This is a genomic window from Streptomyces sp. NPDC059785, from assembly GCF_042732375.1.
Classification (GTDB): Bacteria; Actinomycetota; Actinomycetes; order Streptomycetales; family Streptomycetaceae; genus Streptomyces.
Genome location: NZ_JBHWHV010000106.1, coordinates 1 through 17,693, shown reverse-complemented (window position 1 = coordinate 17,693; position 17,693 = coordinate 1). Strand labels below are relative to the sequence as shown.

Annotated in this window: 23 protein-coding genes; 10 read left to right on the top strand and 13 right to left on the bottom strand. The window is 72.3% G+C overall.

The features are described 5' to 3' along the window. Positions 1 to 69 precede the first annotated feature (69 nt). Positions 70 to 276, bottom strand: a complete 207-nt coding sequence (locus ACFV6E_RS41645; protein WP_385174744.1) for a hypothetical protein — start codon at positions 274 to 276, stop codon at positions 70 to 72. A 305-nt stretch (positions 277 to 581) separates the two neighbouring features. Between ACFV6E_RS41645 and ACFV6E_RS41640 the strand changes: the two genes are divergently transcribed. Beyond that, on the top strand, positions 582 to 818 hold the full coding sequence (locus ACFV6E_RS41640) for a chaplin (protein WP_385174741.1): 237 nt from the start codon (positions 582 to 584) through the stop codon (positions 816 to 818). A 94-nt stretch (positions 819 to 912) separates the two neighbouring features. Here the strand turns inward: ACFV6E_RS41640 and ACFV6E_RS41635 are convergent, their stop codons facing one another. The 4 genes from ACFV6E_RS41635 to sthA form a co-directional block, all read right to left on the bottom strand. Continuing rightward, complete coding sequence (locus ACFV6E_RS41635) at positions 913 to 1,383, bottom strand: peroxiredoxin (RefSeq protein WP_385174738.1); 471 nt, start codon at positions 1,381 to 1,383, stop codon at positions 913 to 915. Further along, entirely contained in the window at positions 1,380 to 1,778 is a 399-nt protein-coding gene (locus ACFV6E_RS41630) for a DoxX family protein (protein ID WP_385174736.1), read from the bottom strand. The genes ACFV6E_RS41635 and ACFV6E_RS41630 overlap by 4 nt, the downstream gene beginning before the upstream one ends. A gap of 134 nt (positions 1,779 to 1,912) precedes the next feature. Beyond that, on the bottom strand, positions 1,913 to 2,533 hold the full coding sequence (locus tag ACFV6E_RS41625; protein WP_385174733.1) for an L-threonylcarbamoyladenylate synthase: 621 nt from the start codon (positions 2,531 to 2,533) through the stop codon (positions 1,913 to 1,915). 125 nt (positions 2,534 to 2,658) lie between these two features. Next, a complete protein-coding gene (gene sthA, locus ACFV6E_RS41620) occupies positions 2,659 to 4,062 on the bottom strand; it encodes a Si-specific NAD(P)(+) transhydrogenase (protein ID WP_385174730.1) in 1,404 nt (467 codons plus the stop codon). A 1,352-nt stretch (positions 4,063 to 5,414) separates the two neighbouring features. Between sthA and ACFV6E_RS41615 the strand changes: the two genes are divergently transcribed. The 4 genes from ACFV6E_RS41615 (at position 5,415) to ACFV6E_RS41600 (ending at position 7,556) form a co-directional block, all read left to right on the top strand. Beyond that, a complete protein-coding gene (locus ACFV6E_RS41615; RefSeq protein WP_385174750.1) occupies positions 5,415 to 6,245 on the top strand; it encodes a YihY/virulence factor BrkB family protein in 831 nt (276 codons plus the stop codon). A 77-nt stretch (positions 6,246 to 6,322) separates the two neighbouring features. After that, the gene (locus tag ACFV6E_RS41610; RefSeq protein ID WP_385174727.1) at positions 6,323 to 6,958 is read left to right on the top strand and encodes a YceI family protein; all 636 of its coding nucleotides are present in this window, start codon (positions 6,323 to 6,325) and stop codon (positions 6,956 to 6,958) included. 125 nt (positions 6,959 to 7,083) lie between these two features. Then, the gene (gene rpmG / locus ACFV6E_RS41605) at positions 7,084 to 7,248 is read left to right on the top strand and encodes a 50S ribosomal protein L33 (protein WP_385174724.1); all 165 of its coding nucleotides are present in this window, start codon (positions 7,084 to 7,086) and stop codon (positions 7,246 to 7,248) included. A 47-nt stretch (positions 7,249 to 7,295) separates the two neighbouring features. Further along, positions 7,296 to 7,556 carry a type B 50S ribosomal protein L31 gene (locus tag ACFV6E_RS41600; protein WP_385174722.1) on the top strand — a complete coding sequence of 87 codons (261 nt, stop codon included), beginning with the start codon at positions 7,296 to 7,298 and terminating at the stop codon, positions 7,554 to 7,556. A gap of 94 nt (positions 7,557 to 7,650) precedes the next feature. On the opposite strand, the gene ACFV6E_RS41595 is transcribed toward ACFV6E_RS41600, so the two are convergent. Together ACFV6E_RS41595 and ACFV6E_RS41590 are read right to left on the bottom strand one after the other, a co-directional pair. Continuing rightward, positions 7,651 to 8,142, bottom strand: a complete 492-nt coding sequence (locus ACFV6E_RS41595) for a lamin tail domain-containing protein (RefSeq protein WP_385174719.1) — start codon at positions 8,140 to 8,142, stop codon at positions 7,651 to 7,653. 70 nt (positions 8,143 to 8,212) lie between these two features. After that, the gene (locus ACFV6E_RS41590) at positions 8,213 to 9,217 is read right to left on the bottom strand and encodes a restriction endonuclease (protein WP_385174716.1); all 1,005 of its coding nucleotides are present in this window, start codon (positions 9,215 to 9,217) and stop codon (positions 8,213 to 8,215) included. A gap of 200 nt (positions 9,218 to 9,417) precedes the next feature. Between ACFV6E_RS41590 and ACFV6E_RS41585 the strand changes: the two genes are divergently transcribed. Both ACFV6E_RS41585 and ACFV6E_RS41580 read left to right on the top strand, forming a co-directional pair. Continuing rightward, positions 9,418 to 10,284 carry a hypothetical protein gene (locus ACFV6E_RS41585; protein WP_385174714.1) on the top strand — a complete coding sequence of 289 codons (867 nt, stop codon included), beginning with the start codon at positions 9,418 to 9,420 and terminating at the stop codon, positions 10,282 to 10,284. 299 nt (positions 10,285 to 10,583) lie between these two features. Continuing rightward, positions 10,584 to 10,922 (top strand): nuclear transport factor 2 family protein, encoded by a 339-nt coding sequence (locus ACFV6E_RS41580; protein WP_385174712.1) that lies wholly within the window; start codon positions 10,584 to 10,586, stop codon positions 10,920 to 10,922. A 593-nt stretch (positions 10,923 to 11,515) separates the two neighbouring features. Here the strand turns inward: ACFV6E_RS41580 and ACFV6E_RS41575 are convergent. Beyond that, positions 11,516 to 11,908, bottom strand: a complete 393-nt coding sequence (locus tag ACFV6E_RS41575) for an SRPBCC family protein (protein WP_385174747.1) — start codon at positions 11,906 to 11,908, stop codon at positions 11,516 to 11,518. 125 nt (positions 11,909 to 12,033) lie between these two features. On the opposite strand from ACFV6E_RS41575, the gene ACFV6E_RS41570 reads away from it, so the two are divergent. Further along, positions 12,034 to 12,471 (top strand): helix-turn-helix domain-containing protein, encoded by a 438-nt coding sequence (locus ACFV6E_RS41570; RefSeq protein WP_385468892.1) that lies wholly within the window; start codon positions 12,034 to 12,036, stop codon positions 12,469 to 12,471. 190 nt (positions 12,472 to 12,661) lie between these two features. Here the strand turns inward: ACFV6E_RS41570 and ACFV6E_RS41565 are convergent, their stop codons facing one another. From ACFV6E_RS41565 to ACFV6E_RS41555, 3 genes are read right to left on the bottom strand one after another with little or no spacing between them, the layout of a single operon-like run. Continuing rightward, positions 12,662 to 13,702: an NAD(P)-dependent alcohol dehydrogenase gene (locus ACFV6E_RS41565; RefSeq protein WP_385174703.1), complete on the bottom strand. Its 1,041-nt coding sequence runs from the start codon at positions 13,700 to 13,702 to the stop codon at positions 12,662 to 12,664. Between the two features lie 21 nt (positions 13,703 to 13,723). Next, positions 13,724 to 14,503 carry an SDR family NAD(P)-dependent oxidoreductase gene (locus ACFV6E_RS41560; RefSeq protein ID WP_385174700.1) on the bottom strand — a complete coding sequence of 260 codons (780 nt, stop codon included), beginning with the start codon at positions 14,501 to 14,503 and terminating at the stop codon, positions 13,724 to 13,726. A gap of 31 nt (positions 14,504 to 14,534) precedes the next feature. Next, complete coding sequence (locus tag ACFV6E_RS41555; RefSeq protein ID WP_385468888.1) at positions 14,535 to 15,215, bottom strand: TetR family transcriptional regulator; 681 nt, start codon at positions 15,213 to 15,215, stop codon at positions 14,535 to 14,537. Between the two features lie 177 nt (positions 15,216 to 15,392). On the opposite strand from ACFV6E_RS41555, the gene ACFV6E_RS41550 reads away from it, so the two are divergent. After that, a complete protein-coding gene (locus tag ACFV6E_RS41550) occupies positions 15,393 to 15,812 on the top strand; it encodes an ATP-binding protein (RefSeq protein ID WP_385174694.1) in 420 nt (139 codons plus the stop codon). Positions 15,813 to 15,984: 172 nt separating this feature from the next. Here ACFV6E_RS41550 and ACFV6E_RS41545 read toward each other — a convergent pair whose 3' ends face one another. Further along, positions 15,985 to 16,155, bottom strand: coding sequence for a hydrophobic protein (locus tag ACFV6E_RS41545; RefSeq protein WP_385177954.1), 171 nt, complete (start codon positions 16,153 to 16,155; stop codon positions 15,985 to 15,987). Positions 16,156 to 16,263: 108 nt separating this feature from the next. Beyond that, positions 16,264 to 17,160 carry an ion transporter gene (locus ACFV6E_RS41540; RefSeq protein WP_385177952.1) on the bottom strand — a complete coding sequence of 299 codons (897 nt, stop codon included), beginning with the start codon at positions 17,158 to 17,160 and terminating at the stop codon, positions 16,264 to 16,266. Between the two features lie 186 nt (positions 17,161 to 17,346). On the opposite strand from ACFV6E_RS41540, the gene ACFV6E_RS41535 reads away from it, so the two are divergent. Then, positions 17,347 to 17,565: a twin-arginine translocase TatA/TatE family subunit gene (locus ACFV6E_RS41535; protein ID WP_385177950.1), complete on the top strand. Its 219-nt coding sequence runs from the start codon at positions 17,347 to 17,349 to the stop codon at positions 17,563 to 17,565. Positions 17,566 to 17,693: the final 128 nt, after the last annotated feature.

Below are 17,693 nucleotides of genomic sequence, written 5' to 3'. Positions count from 1 at the left end.
GGCCGACACCTCTCGTGTCGGCCGCGCCCGTCACATGTGCCCGCAGGCCCGGAGACCGGCGGCGATCGTCTACGGCAGCAGCTTGTGCAGGGCCGCGGGCCCCTCCTCCGCCAGCTTGCGCTCGGCCCAGGCGAGGCTCTCCGGATTGACGTCGCGGCCGGCGGCGAGCACCAGGTCCTCGGCGGTCACCTCACCGTCGGCGCCGGTGTGCAGGAGATCGTCCGGGGTCGCGGCGGAGTTGTTCGGAGGGGTCGATTCGGGCTGTGCAGTTGCCATGGTTTCTCCCTGGTCGGCCTGATCGCCTCGCTCGGGTACCCCGGAACGGCGGCGGCGCACCGATGGGGCCCTCCGTGGTCACCGGGCGGCCGGCTCGCCTGACGCGACTGGCGCGGGCGCCTTTGCATTCTTCCCGGTGCGGCCTCTTTCCGCACGTCGTGGCGGTGTGCCCGCGGAAATCCGGCGGCCGGCCCAGACCGGTCCACGCGGCCGGCGAACCCCGTTCGGGCGTACAGCAATGTCGGTCGCCGGTGTCTGCGGCGAAGGTGAAGTGACCGCAATCGTGCGACTGAATGGAGTTTGCAATGCGTATCCGTCTGATGGCAGCGGCCGCTCTGGCCACCGTCTCGGTCCTCGCCACCGCCGGTGCCGCCGCCGCGGACGACGGCGACACCGTCGGCGTCGCGAAGGACAGCCCCGGTGTGGTGTCGGGCAACACGATCCAGGTGCCGGTCGAGGTCGGAGCCAACGTGTGCGGCAACAGCATCGACGTCGTGGGGCTGCTGAACCCGGCCTTCGGCAACAAGTGCAAGGAAGACTGACGCACCGGCGCGACGGAACGACGCGGACGCCCGGCCGGGGTTCTCCCGGCCGGGCGTCCGGCGTGTCCGCTGTGTCAGTCCCCGGTCCGGTGTGTCAGTCCCCGGTCCGGTGGGCGCGCAGGGCCGCCAGGGCGCGGTCCGCGTGGGCGCTCATCCGCAGTTCGCTGCGTACGACCTCCAGGACCGTACGGTCCTGCGCGATGACGAACGTGGCCCGCTTCGTGGGGGCCATGGTGAAACCGCGCCTGACCCCGAACCGTTCGCGGACCGTGCCCTCGGGGTCGGACAGCAGCGGGAACCCGAGGGAGTGGCGGTCGGCGAACTCCTGCTGCCGCTCGACCGCGTCACCGCTGATGCCGACGGGCCGCGCACCGGCGGCGGCGAACTCGGCGGCGAGATCGCGGAAGTGGCACGCCTGCGCGGTGCAGCCGGTACTGAGGGCGGCCGGATAGAAGAAGAGCACCACCGGACCGTCGCCGAGCAGGTCCGACAGGCGTCGCTCGGCGCCGGTCTCGTCCGGCAGGGCGAAGTCCTCCACGCGGTCGCCCACGTTCACCCGCGTCATGGCCGGCCTCCCGTGTTCCCGCCGGCACCCGCACTCCTGGCGACACCGCGCGCCCACAGGACGAGCGGCACCTGGAGCGGGAGCCGGGCGAGCGCCGTCCTCCTGAGCGGAGCCGGACGGTCGCGCCAGTCGTACGCCATTTTCACATTCGCGGGGAACACCCCGACGAAGAACGCCGCCGCGGCCAGCGCCGCGGGGCGCCGGGTGCGCGGGAGGGCCACTCCGGCGGCCAGCGCCAGTTCCGCCGCGCCGCTCACGTACGTCCAGGTCCTGGGCGAGCCGGGCAGGGCGCGCGGGACGATCGAGTCGAAGGGTTTCGGCGAGGCGAAGTGGGCGGCGCCCGCGGTGGCCAGCAGGCCGGCGAGCAACAGGGGTGAGCGGTCCGAGCTGGGCACGGTTCCTCCTCTGGGGGCTGCCGCGCGATATTACTCGACAGTAAGCACGAGTGGGGACGCGGGGTGGGCCGTGCCGTGCCGTGCGGCCGGTCGGTACGGCAGCCCGGCGCGCCCGCTCGGTGCGCCCGCTCCGTTCACTCGAAGCGGGCGAGGTCGCCCGCGCCCCGGCGGACCACCTCGGCCTCGCCGCCGGAGAAGTCGATCACCGTCGTCGGTTCGGTGCCGCAGTCCCCGGAGTCGACCACCGCGTCCACCACGTGGTCGAGGCGCTCCTTGATCTCCCAGCCCTGGGTCAGCGGTTCCTCCTCGTCGGGCAGCAGCAGGGTGCTGGAGACGAGCGGCTCACCGAGCTCGGCGAGCAGCGCCTGCGCCACGACATGGTCGGGGATGCGGACCCCCACCGTGTGCTTCTTCGGGTGCAGCAGCTTGCGCGGCACCTCCTTGGTGGCGGGCAGGATGAAGGTGTACGGGCCGGGCGTCAGCGCCTTGATGGACCGGAACACGTCCTTGTCGACCCGTACGAACTGGCCGAGCTGGGCGAAGTTCTGGCACACCAGGGTGAAGTGGTGGCGGTCGTCCAGATGACGGATCGTACGGATGCGGTCGATGCCGTCCCGGCTGCCGAACCGGCAGCCTAGCGCGAAGCAGGAGTCCGTGGGGTACACGATCAGCGCGTCCGCGCGGATGCTGTCGGCGACCTGGCCGATGGTCCGCGGCTGGGGGTTGTCGGGGTGCACGTCGAAGTACTTCGCCATTCGACGAGCTTATGCGGTCCCTCGCCGGGGCCCGCGCAGGACGCCGGCCCGGCACGCCTTCGGGGCGGCGTCCGCGTACGGGCGGGGGGGGGACACCCGGCCCGCGGGCCGGGTGTCCGTCCCGGTCACTCCCTGAGCTGGTTGATCTGCCGGATCCGGTTGGTCGCGTCGAGCGCGGCGACCTTGTACGACTCGGCCAGCGTCGGATAGTTGAACACCGCGTCGACCAGATAGTCGACCGTGCCGCCGCAGCCCATCACGGACTGGCCGATGTGGATCAGTTCGGTCGCCCCGGTGCCGAAGCAGTGCACGCCGAGCAGCTTGCGGTCGTCGGGGGAGACCAGCAGCTTGAGCATGCCATGCGAGTCGCCGATGATCTGGCCCCGGGCGAGCTCGCGGTAGCGGGAGATGCCGACCTCGAACGGCACGCACGCCTCGGTCAGTTCGTCCTCGGTCCGGCCGATGAAACTGATCTCCGGGATGGTGTAGATGCCGATCGGCTGGAGGTCGTGCATCCGGTTCACCGGCTCGCCGCAGGCGTGGTACGCCGCCGTACGGCCCTGCTCCATCGAGGTCGCGGCCAGTGCCGGGAAGCCTATGACGTCGCCGACGGCGTAGATGTGCTCCACCTCGGTGCGGTAGTGCTCGTCGACCTTGATCCGGCCGCGCCGGTCGGCGGTCAACCCGGCCTTGTCCAGGTCGAGTTCGTCCGTGAGGCCCTGCCGCCCCGCGGAGTACATCACGGCGTCGGCGGGGATCTTCTTGCCGCTCTCCAGCACGGTGAGGGTGCCGCGCGGATGACGCTCCACGGCGGCGACGGTCTCCCCGAAGCGGAAGGTGACGGCCAGGTCCCGCAGGTGGTACTTGAGCGCTTCGATGACCTCGACGTCGCAGAAGTCCAGCATCCCGGACCGCTTCTCGACGACCGTCACCTTGCTGCCGAGCGCGGCGAACATGGAGGCGTACTCCATACCGATCACCCCGGCCCCGACGATGACCATGGAGCGCGGCACCCGCTCCACATTGAGCACGTTGTCCGAGTCCATGATCGTCCGGCCATCGAACTCGACGCTGTCCGGCCGGGCGGGTCTGGTGCCCGTGGCGATGACGATGTGCTCGGCGCTCAACAGCCTTTCGTTGCCGTTGACTTCGCGCAGGGCGATGGTGTGGTCGTCCACGAAGCGGCCGGTGCCGGGATAGAGGGAGACGTGGTTGCGGGAGAGCTGACTGCGGATGACGTCGACCTCGCGGCCCACCACGTGCTGGGTGCGCGAGGTCAGGTCGGTGACGGTGATGTCCTCTTTGAGGCGGTAGCTCTGACCGTACAGATCGCGCTGGGTCAGGCCGGTGAGATAGAGGACCGCCTCGCGCAGGGTCTTGGAGGGGATGGTCCCGGTGTGGATGGAGACTCCGCCGACCATGTCGGGGCGGTCGATGACGGCGACTCGGCGGCCGAGCTTGGCTGCGGCGATGGCGGCTTTCTGGCCGCCCGGACCGGATCCGATGACGAGTATGTCGAAGTCGGGCACCCTTCGGAGTCTGTCAGGCCCGGGCCCCCGCCCGGAAGGGCGGACGGCGATCCTTGTCCGCGCCGTGGGCTCCGATCCGACTGGTACGGCGGTGTGTCGCCGGGGGCGGACGGCGCGGGCGGGGGCCGCGGCGGGCCCGTCCCGCGCGGCGCGGCGGTGCCCCGGCGTCCGTCGCGGACGGGCCGGGGGCGGTGGCCCCGCGCCGTGCGGGGCGCGCTGGTTCCGGCCGCGTACGGGACCGCCGGGGGTGCGCCGAAGGGCGCGGCACCGCGTGCCGCGCGGCCGCCACCTGCCCACTGCCCGCCGACGATGCCCCGCCCGGGGCCGGCCGGGCGGACCGCGGCCCGGGGCGCAACGTCGCCGATTCGGCCACGTCCGCGCACGTGGCGGGGTTTGCGGTCCGGCACAGGCCGAATAGCGCCCTTCCCCCCTGCCGCCAGCGGTCTAGGATCTCGGACAGCAGCACGGTTCCCCGTCGGGGAACCCCGGCCCCCTGTCCCCGGGCCTGTAGAAACGGACCACTGGGTGGCCGGAGACCGCATCCTGCAGCGAACTGCGGGCCCGGCCCCTCGTCCTCACGGACTGCGCGAGTTGGGGCGCCTCCCGCATGCCCCCAGCACCGTGAGGGCGATTCCTGCGGGGATCCGCGGAGGGACAGCCGCGGGATCCTCGCCAGGGCGGCCGCCGCCATCGCCGACGGAGGGCGGCGGCCGCTCCACATCCTCCTCGCCGTCCTCGCCCTCTCCTCCACTCGCCGCGCCTCCGCCCGCCGCAGCGCCCCGACCGGCCCTGACCGGCCCCGACCAGCACCGATCGGCCCCGATCAGGAGTCGGCCGGGGAAGTCCGGGCAGGTGCGTATGCAGGTGCCGAGGGGCGGAGCCCGCCCCGACGCCGGGGCGGGGACGCCCCCGTCCTACACGCGTCCCGCGGGTGAGAGGTGCAGGGTGAGCGAGGCAATCGCCGGACCGATCGCGGGCAGAGCGCCCGCGGTCGCCGGCCTCTTCGGCGGTTCCCCGGCGGTGTCCGGTGCGGCTGGTGTTCCGGGTGTTTCGGGTGGCCCGTGCGTCCCGGGCGGCGCGGGCCGAGCGGGGAAGTCGTGCAAGTCGCGGGAGCCGCGGAAGTCGCCGGAAAGGCGCGAGTCGTCGAAGTCGCGTGAGCCCCGTAAGTCGCTGAAGCCGTGCGGGCGGACGGGGGGCCGGTGATGACGACGCCCGCGCTGCGCCGTACCCGGGCCCGGCTGGGGCTTCTCGTCCGGCCCTTCGTCACGGCCTGGACCGGGCCCCGGACCCGGCCGCGCCGAACGGGGACCCCGGCGGTCTGGGCCGTCGCCCTGCGCCGTACCCCGGTGTCGATGTGGAACGACGACGTGTCCGACTGGGCCGCCGCGCTGACCTACTACGCCATCCTCGGGCTGCTGCCCGCCATGCTGGTGGCGGTGACCGCGTTCGGGCTGATCAGCCCCGGCACCGCGGAGGAGTTCACCGCGCACGTCACCGCGTACGCCCCCGGACAGTCGGCGAACCAGCTGCACCACGTGCTCGCCGAGATGGTGAGCGAGCGGTCCGCCGCGTGGACCGTGCTGATCGCGGGCACCGGCAGCGCCCTGTGGTCGGCCTCCAGCTACCTGGCCGTGTGCCGGCGCGCCCTGCACCGGATGCACCGGGCCGAGGACCACCGCTCGGTCTGGCGCACGGCGCACCGCCTGGTGCTCACCGCCCTGACCCTGCTCGGACTGCTCCTGCTGAGCGCGCTCGCGCTGCTGCTGACCGGACCGCTGGCCGAGACCCTCGGCCGGCTCGTCGGCCTCGGCTCCACCGCGACGCTGCTGTGGTCCCTGCTCAAGTGGCCCCTGCTGATCGGACTGGTGGCGCTGCTCGTCGTGGTCGTGTTCCACACCGGGCCGCCGACCGCCCGCGAGCGCCGCCACAGTCTGCCCGGCGGGGTGCTCGCGGCCGGTCTGTGGCTGGTCACCTCGGCCGGCTTCGCGGTCTACGCCTCCACCCTGAGCACCTACAGCAGGCTGTACGGCTCGCTGGCCGGCGTGGTCGTCTTCCTCGTGTGGCTGTGGCTGTCCAACCTGGCGCTGCTCGCGGGGGCCCAGTTCACCGCCGAGCTGTGCCGGCTGCGCGCCGGGTGCCGGCTCCCTGACCCGGCGCCACCAGCGGGAACGGCGAATCTGTGAAGGTCTGGTCACCGCCGGGAGAGGGTTTCCGATCAGTGCTTGCGGGGCCTTTTGACGGTGGAGTACCAACCTCGTCCATGAACCTTTTCAGCCGTAGCTCCGCACCGCGCCGCGCGGGGGCAGTCGCCGCTCCGGTGACGCCTGATGCTGCGTTCCTGCCCGATCCCGCTCTGGCCGCCCTCACCGGGGAGTGGGTCGTCGACCCCGCGCACAGCAGGATCGGCTTCTCCGTGCGGCACGCCATGGTGACGACGGTGCGCGGCGCCTTCACGGAGTTCGAGAGCCGTCTGTACTTCGACGGGCGGAACCCGGCCCGCTCCCGGGCGGAGATCGCCCTGTCCACCGCCAGCGTGGACACCGGGGTGGAGCAGCGCGACGCCCATCTGGTGGGCCGCGACTTCCTGGACTCGGCCCGGTATCCGCGGATGACCTTCACGAGCACCGCCGTGCACCTCGCGGACCGGGACGTCTACCGCATGACCGGCGACCTCACGATCAGGGACGTCACCCGCCCCGTCGACCTGGAGCTGACCTACATCGGCCATGTCACCGACCCGTTCGGCTACGAGCGCGTGGGCTTCGACGGTACGACGACCATCAACCGCTCCGACTGGGGCCTGACCTACAACGCCCGGCTGGCCGAGGGCGGGGCCATGGTGAGCGAGAAGGTCCGTCTCCAGTTCGACATCGCGGCCATCCGCACCTCGGGCTGACCGCGCCGCGCCCTTCCGGAACGGGGGCCCGCAGCGGGAATGCGGGCGCGGGGTCCGCTGTTGGACGGGGTGTGGCTGGCATGAGCGGGTCAAATCCCGTGAGATGCCGGCGGAAGGAGGACCTCATGGCACGCAGCACCGTGCGTCCCGTCGTCACCCTCAGGTCGACGGCCGGCACCGGCGTCACCTACGTGACGCGCAAGAACCGCCTGAACGACCCCGACCGCCTCGTACTGCGCAAGTACGACGCGGTGGCCGGGAAGCACGTCCCGTTCCGCGAGTCCCGCTGAACCACGGGACGTCCGACCGGGAGAACCACAGCAAGGGAGAGCACGCGATGAAGTCCCGCATCCACCCCGAAACGCGTTCCGTCGTCTTCCGTGACACCGCCGCCGACGTGGCCTTCCTCACCCGTTCGACCGCCCGCTCCGACCGGACGATCGAGTGGGAGGACGGCAACACCTACCCGCTCATCGACGTCGAGATCTCCTCGGCGAGCCACCCGTTCCACACCGGGAACTCGCGGGTGATGGACACGGAGGGGCGCGTCGAGCGCTTCGAGCGCCGCTACGGCCGCGCGGCCACGGCCGCCCACTGAGCCCGTACGGCGGCTCCCGCCACGCGTAGTACGACAACGGCCGGCCCGGCCCCCGTCCCGCGGGAGCCGGGCCGGCCGCGTGTCCGCCCCCGGATCAGCCGTGGTAGCCGATGTAACCGTTGCCGTCGCGGTCGTTCGCGCTCTTGGTGTAGGAGTGCACGTCCGCGCGGCTGCCGGACGGCTTGTAGAGGTAGATGGTGTCGCGGTCGTTGTTCCACATGAAGTTGCAGTTGTTGCGGTACACGACGTTCTTCTTGTCGGAGTCGGTGCCCCGGCCGCCGCGCAGCTTCACGTAGTCACCGGGCTGGAGGTAGTGGTTCTTGGTGAACGTGAACCGGTTCCCGGACGCGTCCTTGACCACGTAGCCCTTGAGGTTGACGGTCGCCGACTTCGAGTAGTTCTTGATCGTCAGGTACTCCTTGTCGGTGTTGCCCGACGAGCAGCTGTTGGAGTCCCGGCCGGGAGCGTCGTACTGGATGCCGCGGATCTTCAGGGCCGACGAGTACTCGGCCGCCTGCGCGGGAGTGGCCACGGCCGTCAGCGTGCCGACGGTCACGGCGGCAGCGACGACAAGGCGCTTGCGCATGTGAGGTCCCCCCTCTGGTGCTCTGGTGCTTGATGAGACGCCAGAGCTTACCGCCATTTTTTCGCTTTCTTCACTCCGTGTTCACACATGGGTCGCACGTGCCGGGATCGGGGGCTGTGTCGGCGGCCGTCCAGGGCTCCGGGCCCGTGCCGTCGCTCCAGGCGAGCAGTGCCTCCCGGTCGAAGCAGGTGATGCCGCACTGTTCGGCGTACTCCGTGGCGGGGGCCGTGAACTCGCTCGTCGTGACCAGTGCGGCGACCTGGGCCTCGTGCACGGTGAAGCACGTCCCGCCGAAGCGCTGGAGGTCCTGCGAGCCCACCTTGTTGGTGTCGCAGTACCGCTTGCACTGGATGACGACGCGCCGTCCGTCCGGCGCCGTCGCCAGTACGTCGGCCCCCAAGTCCCCGGCGCCGCCCACGACTTCGACGTCCGTGCAGCCGTCCCGCTCGCACAGCGCCGCGACCGCCTGCTCGAACTCGTCGCCGTCCATGAGGTCGTAGTCGCCGGCGTAGCCACTGTCGTAGTCGCTGTCGTAGGCGCACTCGGTGTCGGACTCGGTGTCGGACTCGGCGGGCTCATAAGCCGGCTCGGCCGTCGCTTCGGGGAACTCGGGGAACTCGGGTAGCCCGGGGAGCTCGGGGTCCGGCAGCGGCACCGTCGGCTCGTCGGCCGTCGGGAACGGTTCCTCCGCGGGCACCGGCACGGGCAGCGCGGGCGCCGCTACGGGAGTTGCCGCCGCGCTCTCCAGGGTGCGTACGGCGGTGGCGGCGCCCTCGTCCAGGGCGGCGACCGCCCGGCGCGCGGCCCGGCCCGCGGAGAAGCGGCGCCGGCCGCGCCGGAAGAGGACCGCCGCCGATACGCCGACCAGGCAGAGCGCCGCGGCCAGTGCGGGCTGTCGTTCGACGGCGCCGATCACCACGCGGCCGGCCAGGCCGAACAGGACGACGACCGTGGCGAGCACGCCGAACAGCAGGGCCGTGGCGCGGAGATCGAAGCCGCGCCCGCGGCCCGTCCGGCGACGGGCGGGGTCCGGCCGGCGGCCGCCGGTGAGGTCCGGCCGGCTTATTCGACGCATGGGTCCGGGCATCGGCATCGGCGGTGCATCCCCTCTCGCGGACGTCAAGATCAACTGTCGTGTGCCCATGATCGGGAAGTTGAGCGCCCCGGCCGGCCGCGCACTTCTTCGCGGAGGAGTGGCATGGTCCGGACCGGGCAGACGAGTGGGAAGCAACTTGCTGCCATAAGTACTCAGTTGAGAGGAATGCGCGTATGCGTATGACCAGGACACGCTTCGCAGGCGCTGCCGCCATGCTGGTGCTCGCCGTGGGACTGGCCGGCTGTTCCGACAGCGGCGGTGACGGCGGGGACGAGGGCCGGTCGGACGGCGGGCAGGGCGCGTCCGGGTCGCAGGCGGTACGGGCCGCGTACCGCAAGACGGCCGCGGCGGACACGGCGAAGGCGGCCGTCGTCACGAAGGCGACCGCGGACGGGAAGACCGTGGCGGTACGCGGTTCGGGTGTCATGAACCTGGCGAAGGGGGACAGCCGGATGACGCTGACCTCGCAGGGGCAGGAGATGGAGCAACGGGTCCACGACGGCGTCGTGTTCCAGAAGCCGCCCGCCGAGCAGCGCGCGGGACTGCCCACGGGCAAGACCTGGATGAGCGTCGACCTCGCGAAGCTGAACCGTTCCGGTTCCGGCGGTGGCGGCCAGGTCAGCGACCCGGCCGAGTCGTTCGCGTACACCAAGGCCGTGCGCGACGGCGAGGTCACGAAGAAGGGGACCGACACGGTCGACGGTGTGCGCACCACGCACTACCGCGTCGAGGTCGACGTCCGCACCCTGGCGGGAGGCGACGAGAGCGAGGCCGACCGGCTGCGCGAGCAGCTCGGCACCTCGTCACTGCCGCTGGACCTGTGGCTGGACGACGAGGGCCGGCTGCGCCAGGAGACCGTCCGGCTGACCGTGCGCCAGGCCGGCAGCGGGCAGCAGAAGACGCAGCAGGTCACCACGGCGACGACGCTCAGGTTCAGCGACTTCGGCACCGAGGCCGACGTCGAGGCGCCGCCCGCCGAGAACACCGTGGACGTCACGGACAAGCTGGCCCGGTCGGCGGGCGGTGATCAGGGGGCCGCCTCCTGATCCGGCCTGGGCCTGGGCCGGGACCCGGATCCGGGCCGGTCGCGGCCCGCTTCCGTGGTGACCTGCTTCCGTGGTGACCTGCTTCCGTGGTGGCCCGCTTCCGTGGCGGTCCGCTTCCGTGGTGACCCGCTTCAGCGGTGGCCTGTTTCCGTGGCGGTCCGCCTCTGTCTCGGCCCGCCTCCGTCGTGGGGCACCTCCGCCGCGGGACACCTCTGTCGTGGGGCACCTCTGTCGCGCAACGCCTCTATCGTGGGGGCGAGGGACGGATGTCCGGCGTTTCACGGCGTTGGGGAGGTTCCATGAGCGACAGCGCGAGCGATGTCGTCGAGGCGGCGTTCCGCCACTACAGGTCGCAGGACCGCGATGCGGCCTTCACCCTGTACGCCGACGATTTCACGTTCACCAGCCCCCGGGACGACCACATCGACAGGGCGGCGTTCTTCGAGCGCTGCTTCCCGACCGCCGGTCACTTCAGGAGCCAGCGGCTGCTGCACATCACGCCCGTGAACGCGGAACTCGTCTTCGTGTACTACGAGTACGAGCCTGCGTCGGGCGGCCGGTACCGCAACGTCGAGGCGATCACCATCCGGGACAAGCTCATCCGCGAGGTGCAAGTGTTCTTCGGCGGCGGGGTGTGACGTCGGCGCGACCGGCGGGGGCGGGCCGGTTCATCCGCCGTGCGCCGCGCGCAGCCGGCCCAGCAGCCGGCCCTCCGCCGCGGCCACCGTGCCGCTGTCCCAGCGGTACCGAGGCAGGGCGCTGCCCGGAGCAGGTTGTACGGCCCGGCAGCGAGGCGCTCAGCCGGGTCTCGCGCATGGCCGACAGGTGAGCGGTGATCCGCGCGGTGTCGGCGGGCGGCGCCACGCACCACAGGCGCACGCTCACGGGCCGGCCGGACAGACCGTGCGCCACCTCGCACCGGAACACCAGCGACCGTGACAGACGTTCGGCGGATCCCTCGCGGGCGGCGTCATCGCCGCGCTGCCGACCGCGCTGCCGACCGCGCTGTCGGCGGCGCACGGCACGGACCGGACGGCACGGACCGTACGCCGACGGAGGGCGCGTACACGGCGGTGTGGCTGTTCTGCGCGGGTTGCGCGCGGGCGGGCACGGCGGCGGTGCTGATCGCACGGCGCGACGACGAGTGACGGTGCCCGGGGCGCGGCGCGACGAGTGACGTACACCCGGGCGCGGCGGCCGACGCCGCCCGGCTCGCCCGACGCCGTCCGGCTCAGTCCCGTACCAGTCGGCCGAGGGCCAGCCGGGCCGGGCCCGCGTAGAGCAGCAGCGCCGGGGCCGGGCCCTCCATCCGCAGGCTCGTCTCGGTGCCGTCGGGGCCCCCTTCGCGGGGCCTGGGCCCGACCTCGTGGTGCAGCCGCAGCCGTACGGGGCCGAGCCGCACCCGCCAGGTCCACCGCCGCCGCTCCTCGTCGACCGCCTCCACGACGAAGGACGCGGTGATCCCGGCCAGTGAGACGACCTCGCCCCGCAGACCAGGGGCGATCCGGTCCACGGCCACGCGTACGGCGCGGATCTGCGGCGACCACGAGGGCCAGCGGCTGGGCGCGGCGTAGCGCCCCCACACCTCGTCCACGGAGGCGGGGCCCTCGGCGCGCAGCGTCATGGTGGTCACGGGTCGGACTCCGTTCGTCACGGGAAGCCTGACAGCCCGCGGGGCTCCGTGCGCGCTGTCCTAAGCTGGCCGGGTGCACCCCGCGGTGCACCGGACCGAGCACCGGGAAGGACACCATGACCGAGAACCGCATCCGTGACGCCGCCGCCGAGGCCCGGACCATGACACCGGCGGAGTTCTGCGTCGTGCGCGAGTTCCTGGGTCTCACCGGTGCCTGGCTGGCCGTGCACATGGGGGTGTCACCGAGCACGGTTGACGCGTGGGAGCGGGGCGAGGAGCCGATCCCCGGTGCCGCGCGGCTGGCGCTCGCCGATCTCGAACGGCTCACCGGCGAGTTCGTCGCCAAGGCCGTGGACAGCCTCAGGGACCTGCCCGAGCCGGGCATCGTCACCTACCGCAACGACGCCGAGTACCGCGCCGCCCACCGGGAGTCCGGCTACCCGGCCGCCTGGCACCGCGCGGTCGTCGCCCGCGTCGCCCAGGAGGTCCCCGGCCTCTCCATCGCGTACGCGAGCGACGTCCCGTCGGACGAGGTGAAGGTGTCGGCCGGCTAGCACCCCCGGGTCTCAGGACCGTTCGCGGTGATGCGGCCGGGGACCCTGAGCCGGTCCGCCGCCTGCGCCACCAGGGTCGCCGGCCGAGGGGCTGAGACGCCGGAGGCCCGCCGCGCCGCCGGTGGTACGACGGCGCGTGCGGGCCGGGGACGGCCGCGCTGACGGTCACCCGGCCCGCGCGGCGGACGGCTCAGCCGTTCGGCAGGATCACGGCACGGCCGTTGATCTTTCCGGAGTGCAGCAGCTCGTACGCGCGCGGCGCCTCGTCCAGCGAGAACGTCTCGGTGTGCACGGACACGGCGCCACTGCGCGCCAGGTCCAGGACCTCGATCAGCTCGCCCCGGCTGCCCCAGTACGGCGCCGTGACCGACACCTCGAAGGGCTGGAGGCCGAAGCCGACGGGCAGCGCGGCCCCGCCGATGCCGACGATCGTCACATCGGCCTCGACGGCGGCGACGGCCCCGGCGGTGCGCACGGTGGGCTCCGCGCCGACGAAGTCGAACACCGCCTCGGCGCCGAGCCCGCCGGTCAGCTCCTTGACGGCCGCGGCGGCTCCCGCGTCGGACAGCACGGCCTCGTGCGCGCCGACCTCACGGGCCAGGCGCAGCTTGTCCTCGCTGACGTCGAGGGCGATCACCCGGGCCGGGGTCATGGCCCGCAGCAGCTGGATGGCGACGTGCCCGAGCCCGCCGGTGCCGATGACCACGGCGGTCGAACCGGGCACCAGCTTCGGCAGCGAGCGCTTGATCGCGTGGTACGGGGTGAGCCCCGCGTCCGTCAGGGGCACCGTGGCGACCGGGTCGAGGCCGTCGATCGGCACCAGATGGCGGGGCGAGTCCACGATCATGTACTCGGCCATCGAGCCGGGCGAACCGAGCCCGGGCGGCCGGATGCCGAGCTGCTCGGCGTACAGGCAGTAGTTCTCCTTGCCCTCCGCGCACTTGGCGCAGTTGCCGCAGCCCCAGGGCCCGTAGACGGCGACGGCGTCGCCCTCCGCGAGGCCGGTCACCCCGGCGCCGAGCCCGGCGACCGTGCCCACGCCCTCATGGCCGAGGGTGAGCGGCAGGGGGTAGGGGAAGCCCTCGGCGGGCCAGCTCATCACGGCGATGTCGGAGTGGCAGACGCCTGCGGCGGTGACCTTCAGCAGCACCTGGCCGGGACCCGGCTCGGGGTCGGGGACCGTCACCACTTCGGGGGCGGCACCGATGGTGCGGTATTGCAGTGCCTTCATGGTGGTTCTCCTTCGGCCGACTCAGACGGCGGTGTAGGCGCCGTCGACCAGGTGGTAGCTGCCGTGAACGAACGAGGCGCGCTCGGAGAGCAGGAACACGATCAGCTCGGCGACCTCCTCGGAGGCGCCCAGGCGGCCGGCCGGGTGCAGGGCGACCAGGCTGTCGTAGGCGTCCTTCTCCATCGTGCGCAGCAGCGGCGTGTCGATGAAGCCGGGGCCCACCACGTTGATGCGGATGCCCTTGGCGGCGTACTCCGCGGCGGCGGTCTTGGTCAGGCCCACCACGCCGTGCTTGGCGGCGACGTAGGCGGACGAGCCCGCGAAGGAGACGGAGCCGAGGATGGAGGCGACGTTCACGATGGCGCCGCCCTTGCCCGCAGCCTCGATGACGGGGAGCTCGTGGCGCATCGAGTAGAAGACGCCGTTGAGGTTGGTGCGGACGACGCGGTCGTACGCCTCGATGTCGTACTCGCCGGTGGGGGCGCTCGGGCCGCCGATGCCCGCGTTGTTGACGGCCAGGTCGAGGCCGCCGTAGGTGTCGGCGGCGAAGCGGACGGCCGCTTCGACGGACTCCGGGCGTGTCACGTCCAGGGCGACGGCGGCGGCCTCGAAGCCCTCCGCCTTCAGCTCGGCGGCGGCCTTCTCGGCGCCTTCGAGGTTGTAGTCGGCGATGACGACGTTCGCGCCGCCGGCGCCGAGGCGGCGGGCGGTGGCCAGGCCGATGCCGGACGCGGCGCCGGTGACCAGCGCGGTCTTACCGGCGAACTCGGTGGCGTAGTCGGTGACAGGGGTGGTGCTCATGGTGCTTTTCACTCTCTGGTCATGAGTGCGTTCACTCATCGGTTCCGAGGTGGGCGGCCGCTGACGTGGCCTCCTCGGTCAGGGCGTCGTAGGCCTGCTCCACCAGGGCGGCGAGGTCTCCGGCTCCCGAGTCGGGTGCGCCCGCGGCGCGGGCCCAGATGCGCAGGGCGGCGCTGAGGACTCCGGCGGCGGCGTCCACCACGACGGCCGGGCGCGGATCGCGGGCGTCTTCGGTGCCGAGCCGGCCGGCGAGGATCCGGACCGACTCCTCCTGGGCGTCCACCCGGATGCGCTCGTAGGCGGCGAAGAGGGCGGGCTCGGTGTCCACCAGGGCGAGCAGTCCGCGTACCTGCGGGCGTACGTGCCAGGCCGGGTTCTCCCGGTCGGCCAGCCAGTCGGTCACGGCCCTGCGGTAGGCGAGCAGCGGCGGCTCGGCGGCGGGGCGGGCCCGGAGCAGCTCGTTGATGCGGTCGCCGTCGCCGCGGACGAAGTCGAGGGCGGCGTCCTCCTTGCCCGCGAAGTACCTGCTGAAGGTGCGGCGCGTGACGTCGGCGCGCTCGGCGATCGCCTCCACCGTGGTCGCGGCGAGGCCGCGCTCCAGGATCAGCTCCAGGGCGGCGGCGGCCAGGGCGTTGCGCGTCCGGCGCGCCTTGCGCCGCCTGCGGTCCTCGGTGGCGCCGCCGGCCAGGGTGGTGGGCTCCGTTGCCTTCATGTCTCCGACTCTACACCCATCATGTCCCAGTGGGACATGAGTCTCGGCGGGACATCAGTCTCCCTGGGACATCTCGTCGGGCCATGCCTGATCGCGGCGGCCCCGGGCACCCGATGAGGACACACCACGCAGCATCGCCAAGCACAACGCCACGCATCATCGATTCGGGAGTGCACAGTGCCAGTCAGGGCTAAGGGATGGGCCCACTCGTTCCCCGTGTCCGGGGGTGTCCGGGTCGGCAGGCAGTGGACGCGTGACACCCTCGCCTCGCTCGAATGGGCCGCGCAGGAACCGGACTTGGTCGACGCGGTCGTGCTCGCGGTCTCCGAACTGCTGACGAACGCCCACGTGCACGCGCACAGCGACGCCCGGCTCGTGCTCGCCTGGGACGGGTTCTGCCTGCACGTGAGCGTCCACGACGAGTCCGCCGAACTGCCCGAGGAGAAGGACGCCGACATCGACGACCTCTCGGGGCGGGGAGTGAGCATCGTGCGGAATCTGGCCGACAGTTGGCAGACCTATTGCCAGCGGCACGGGAAAACCGTGACCGCCTGTTTCGAGCCGCGCATTCCGGAACAGAACCGGGTGTCCGACTGAGATACGGCTCGATACGGCTCTTCTCTTCCGGCCGGGATACACGTCTCCCGGTCGGAAGGCAGGTCATCCGGCCGGAATGTTTACAGGACCCGGGAAAGCAGAAGTGCCGGTTTTCGCCGCCCCCGGTGTGACCAGGGGGCGGCGAAAACCGGCACTTCCGCTGCGTGCGGCGTTACCACCGATACCAGCGGCCCCGGCGGCCGCCGCCGGCGGCGGGGCGGACGATGAAACCGAGGAGCCACACGACGAGCACGATGACGGCGATCCACCACAGTGCCTTGAGCGCGAATCCGGCGCCGAAAAGAATGAGCGCCAGCAGCAGAACGAGAAGCAGGGGAACCATAGTTATCAACCTCCGCTGCTCCGTGTTCCCGTCGAATGCCGGAACACGCGTTCTCTGTTCAACGTTTTCGCGCGCGGTTTCCGGACGCCGTCACCGGCCGCCCGCGCGTCACTCCGGTACCGCGGGCAGGCCGCGTTCCAGATCGTCCAGCGCGCGGCGGGCCGCCGCGAGGCGCGCCCGCAGCACCTCGGGCTCGCCGGCGCCCGCACCGCCGGCGGGCGACGGATCGCCTGCCGTGCCGCCCGCCTCCGCGCCGTCCCGCTCCATGGCCCGCGCCTCGTCCAGCGAGGTGATGACCACGCCGATGAGGACGTTGACGAGGACGAACGAGGCGAGCAGCACGTACGACGCGTAGTAGAGGATGCTCCAGCGGGAGATCTCGAGGCCCGCCCGGACCGCGTCGCCGATGCCGTCCAGCGTCATGAGCAGGAAGAGGGTGAGGACGGCCCGGCCGATGGAGCCGAAGTGCTCCGGGTCGTGGTGCGCGAAGAACACCCAGCCCACCATGGCGTAGACGTACAGCAGCAGAGCGCCGACCAGCAGGAAGCTCAGGGTGCCGGGGAGGCTGCGGCCGACCGCGACCAGGACGATCCTGAGCTGCGGCAGGAAACGGGCGGTGCGCAGCACCCGGGCCAGCCTCAGCAGCCGCAGCACGGTGGTGTTCTCGCGGACCACCGGCAGGAAGGCGCTCAGCACCACGGCGAGGTCGAAGAGGTTCCACGGGTCGCGGAAGAAGTCGCGGGGCCGGTCGGCGTGCGCGGCGAGGCGCAGCAGGATCTCGACGGTGAAGGCCGCGACGCAGGCGTGCTCGGCGAGCCGTAACCAGCGCTCGGTCTCCGCCACGAGCCCGGGATACGTCTCGACGCCGAGGAGCGCGGCGTTCACCAGGATCAGCGCGAACACGGTGACGCCGAACCAGCGGGCGTCGGTCACCGCACGGCACCGCCGCGCCACGGCCCGGCGCAGGGCCTTTGTCCCGGCCGCCGTCTCGATGAGGTCGGTCATCCGCTCCGCTCCTTGGTGCAGCACACTGTTCCCGGCCAACCGGGCCGGAAGGCGGGTCTGTTGAACGATCTTGTTCCAGGAGAGACTTCTACAGCACTGTAGATTTCGGTGCGACACCGGTGGCCCGGTCGGACCGTCGCCCGCGCCCGGAGCGGACCCGTCACGGACTGGAAGAGAGAAGACCTGATGTTCGGCCTGAGTGAGCTGGCCCTGATCCTCGTTGTCGTCGTGGTGGTCCTCGGCATCAAGAAACTGCCGGAGCTGACCCGGTCGGCGGGCAAGGCGGCCCGGATCTTCAGAAGCGAGTCGAAGGCGCTCAAGGACCAGGACGCGGACGGCGGACCGGCCGCGCCGCGCGTGGTGCCCGGCACCGCGGTCGAGCGCGACGACCCCGCGCCCCGCTGAGCCCCGTACGCGAAAACGGTCGTGGGGCGGGGCGGGGGGGGCCCGCCCCGCCCCGGCCGCCCCGGGGGCGGCGGGGGCCGGGCGGGGGGCGGGGGGGGGGCCGGCGCCCCCGCCCCCCCCGGGGGGTC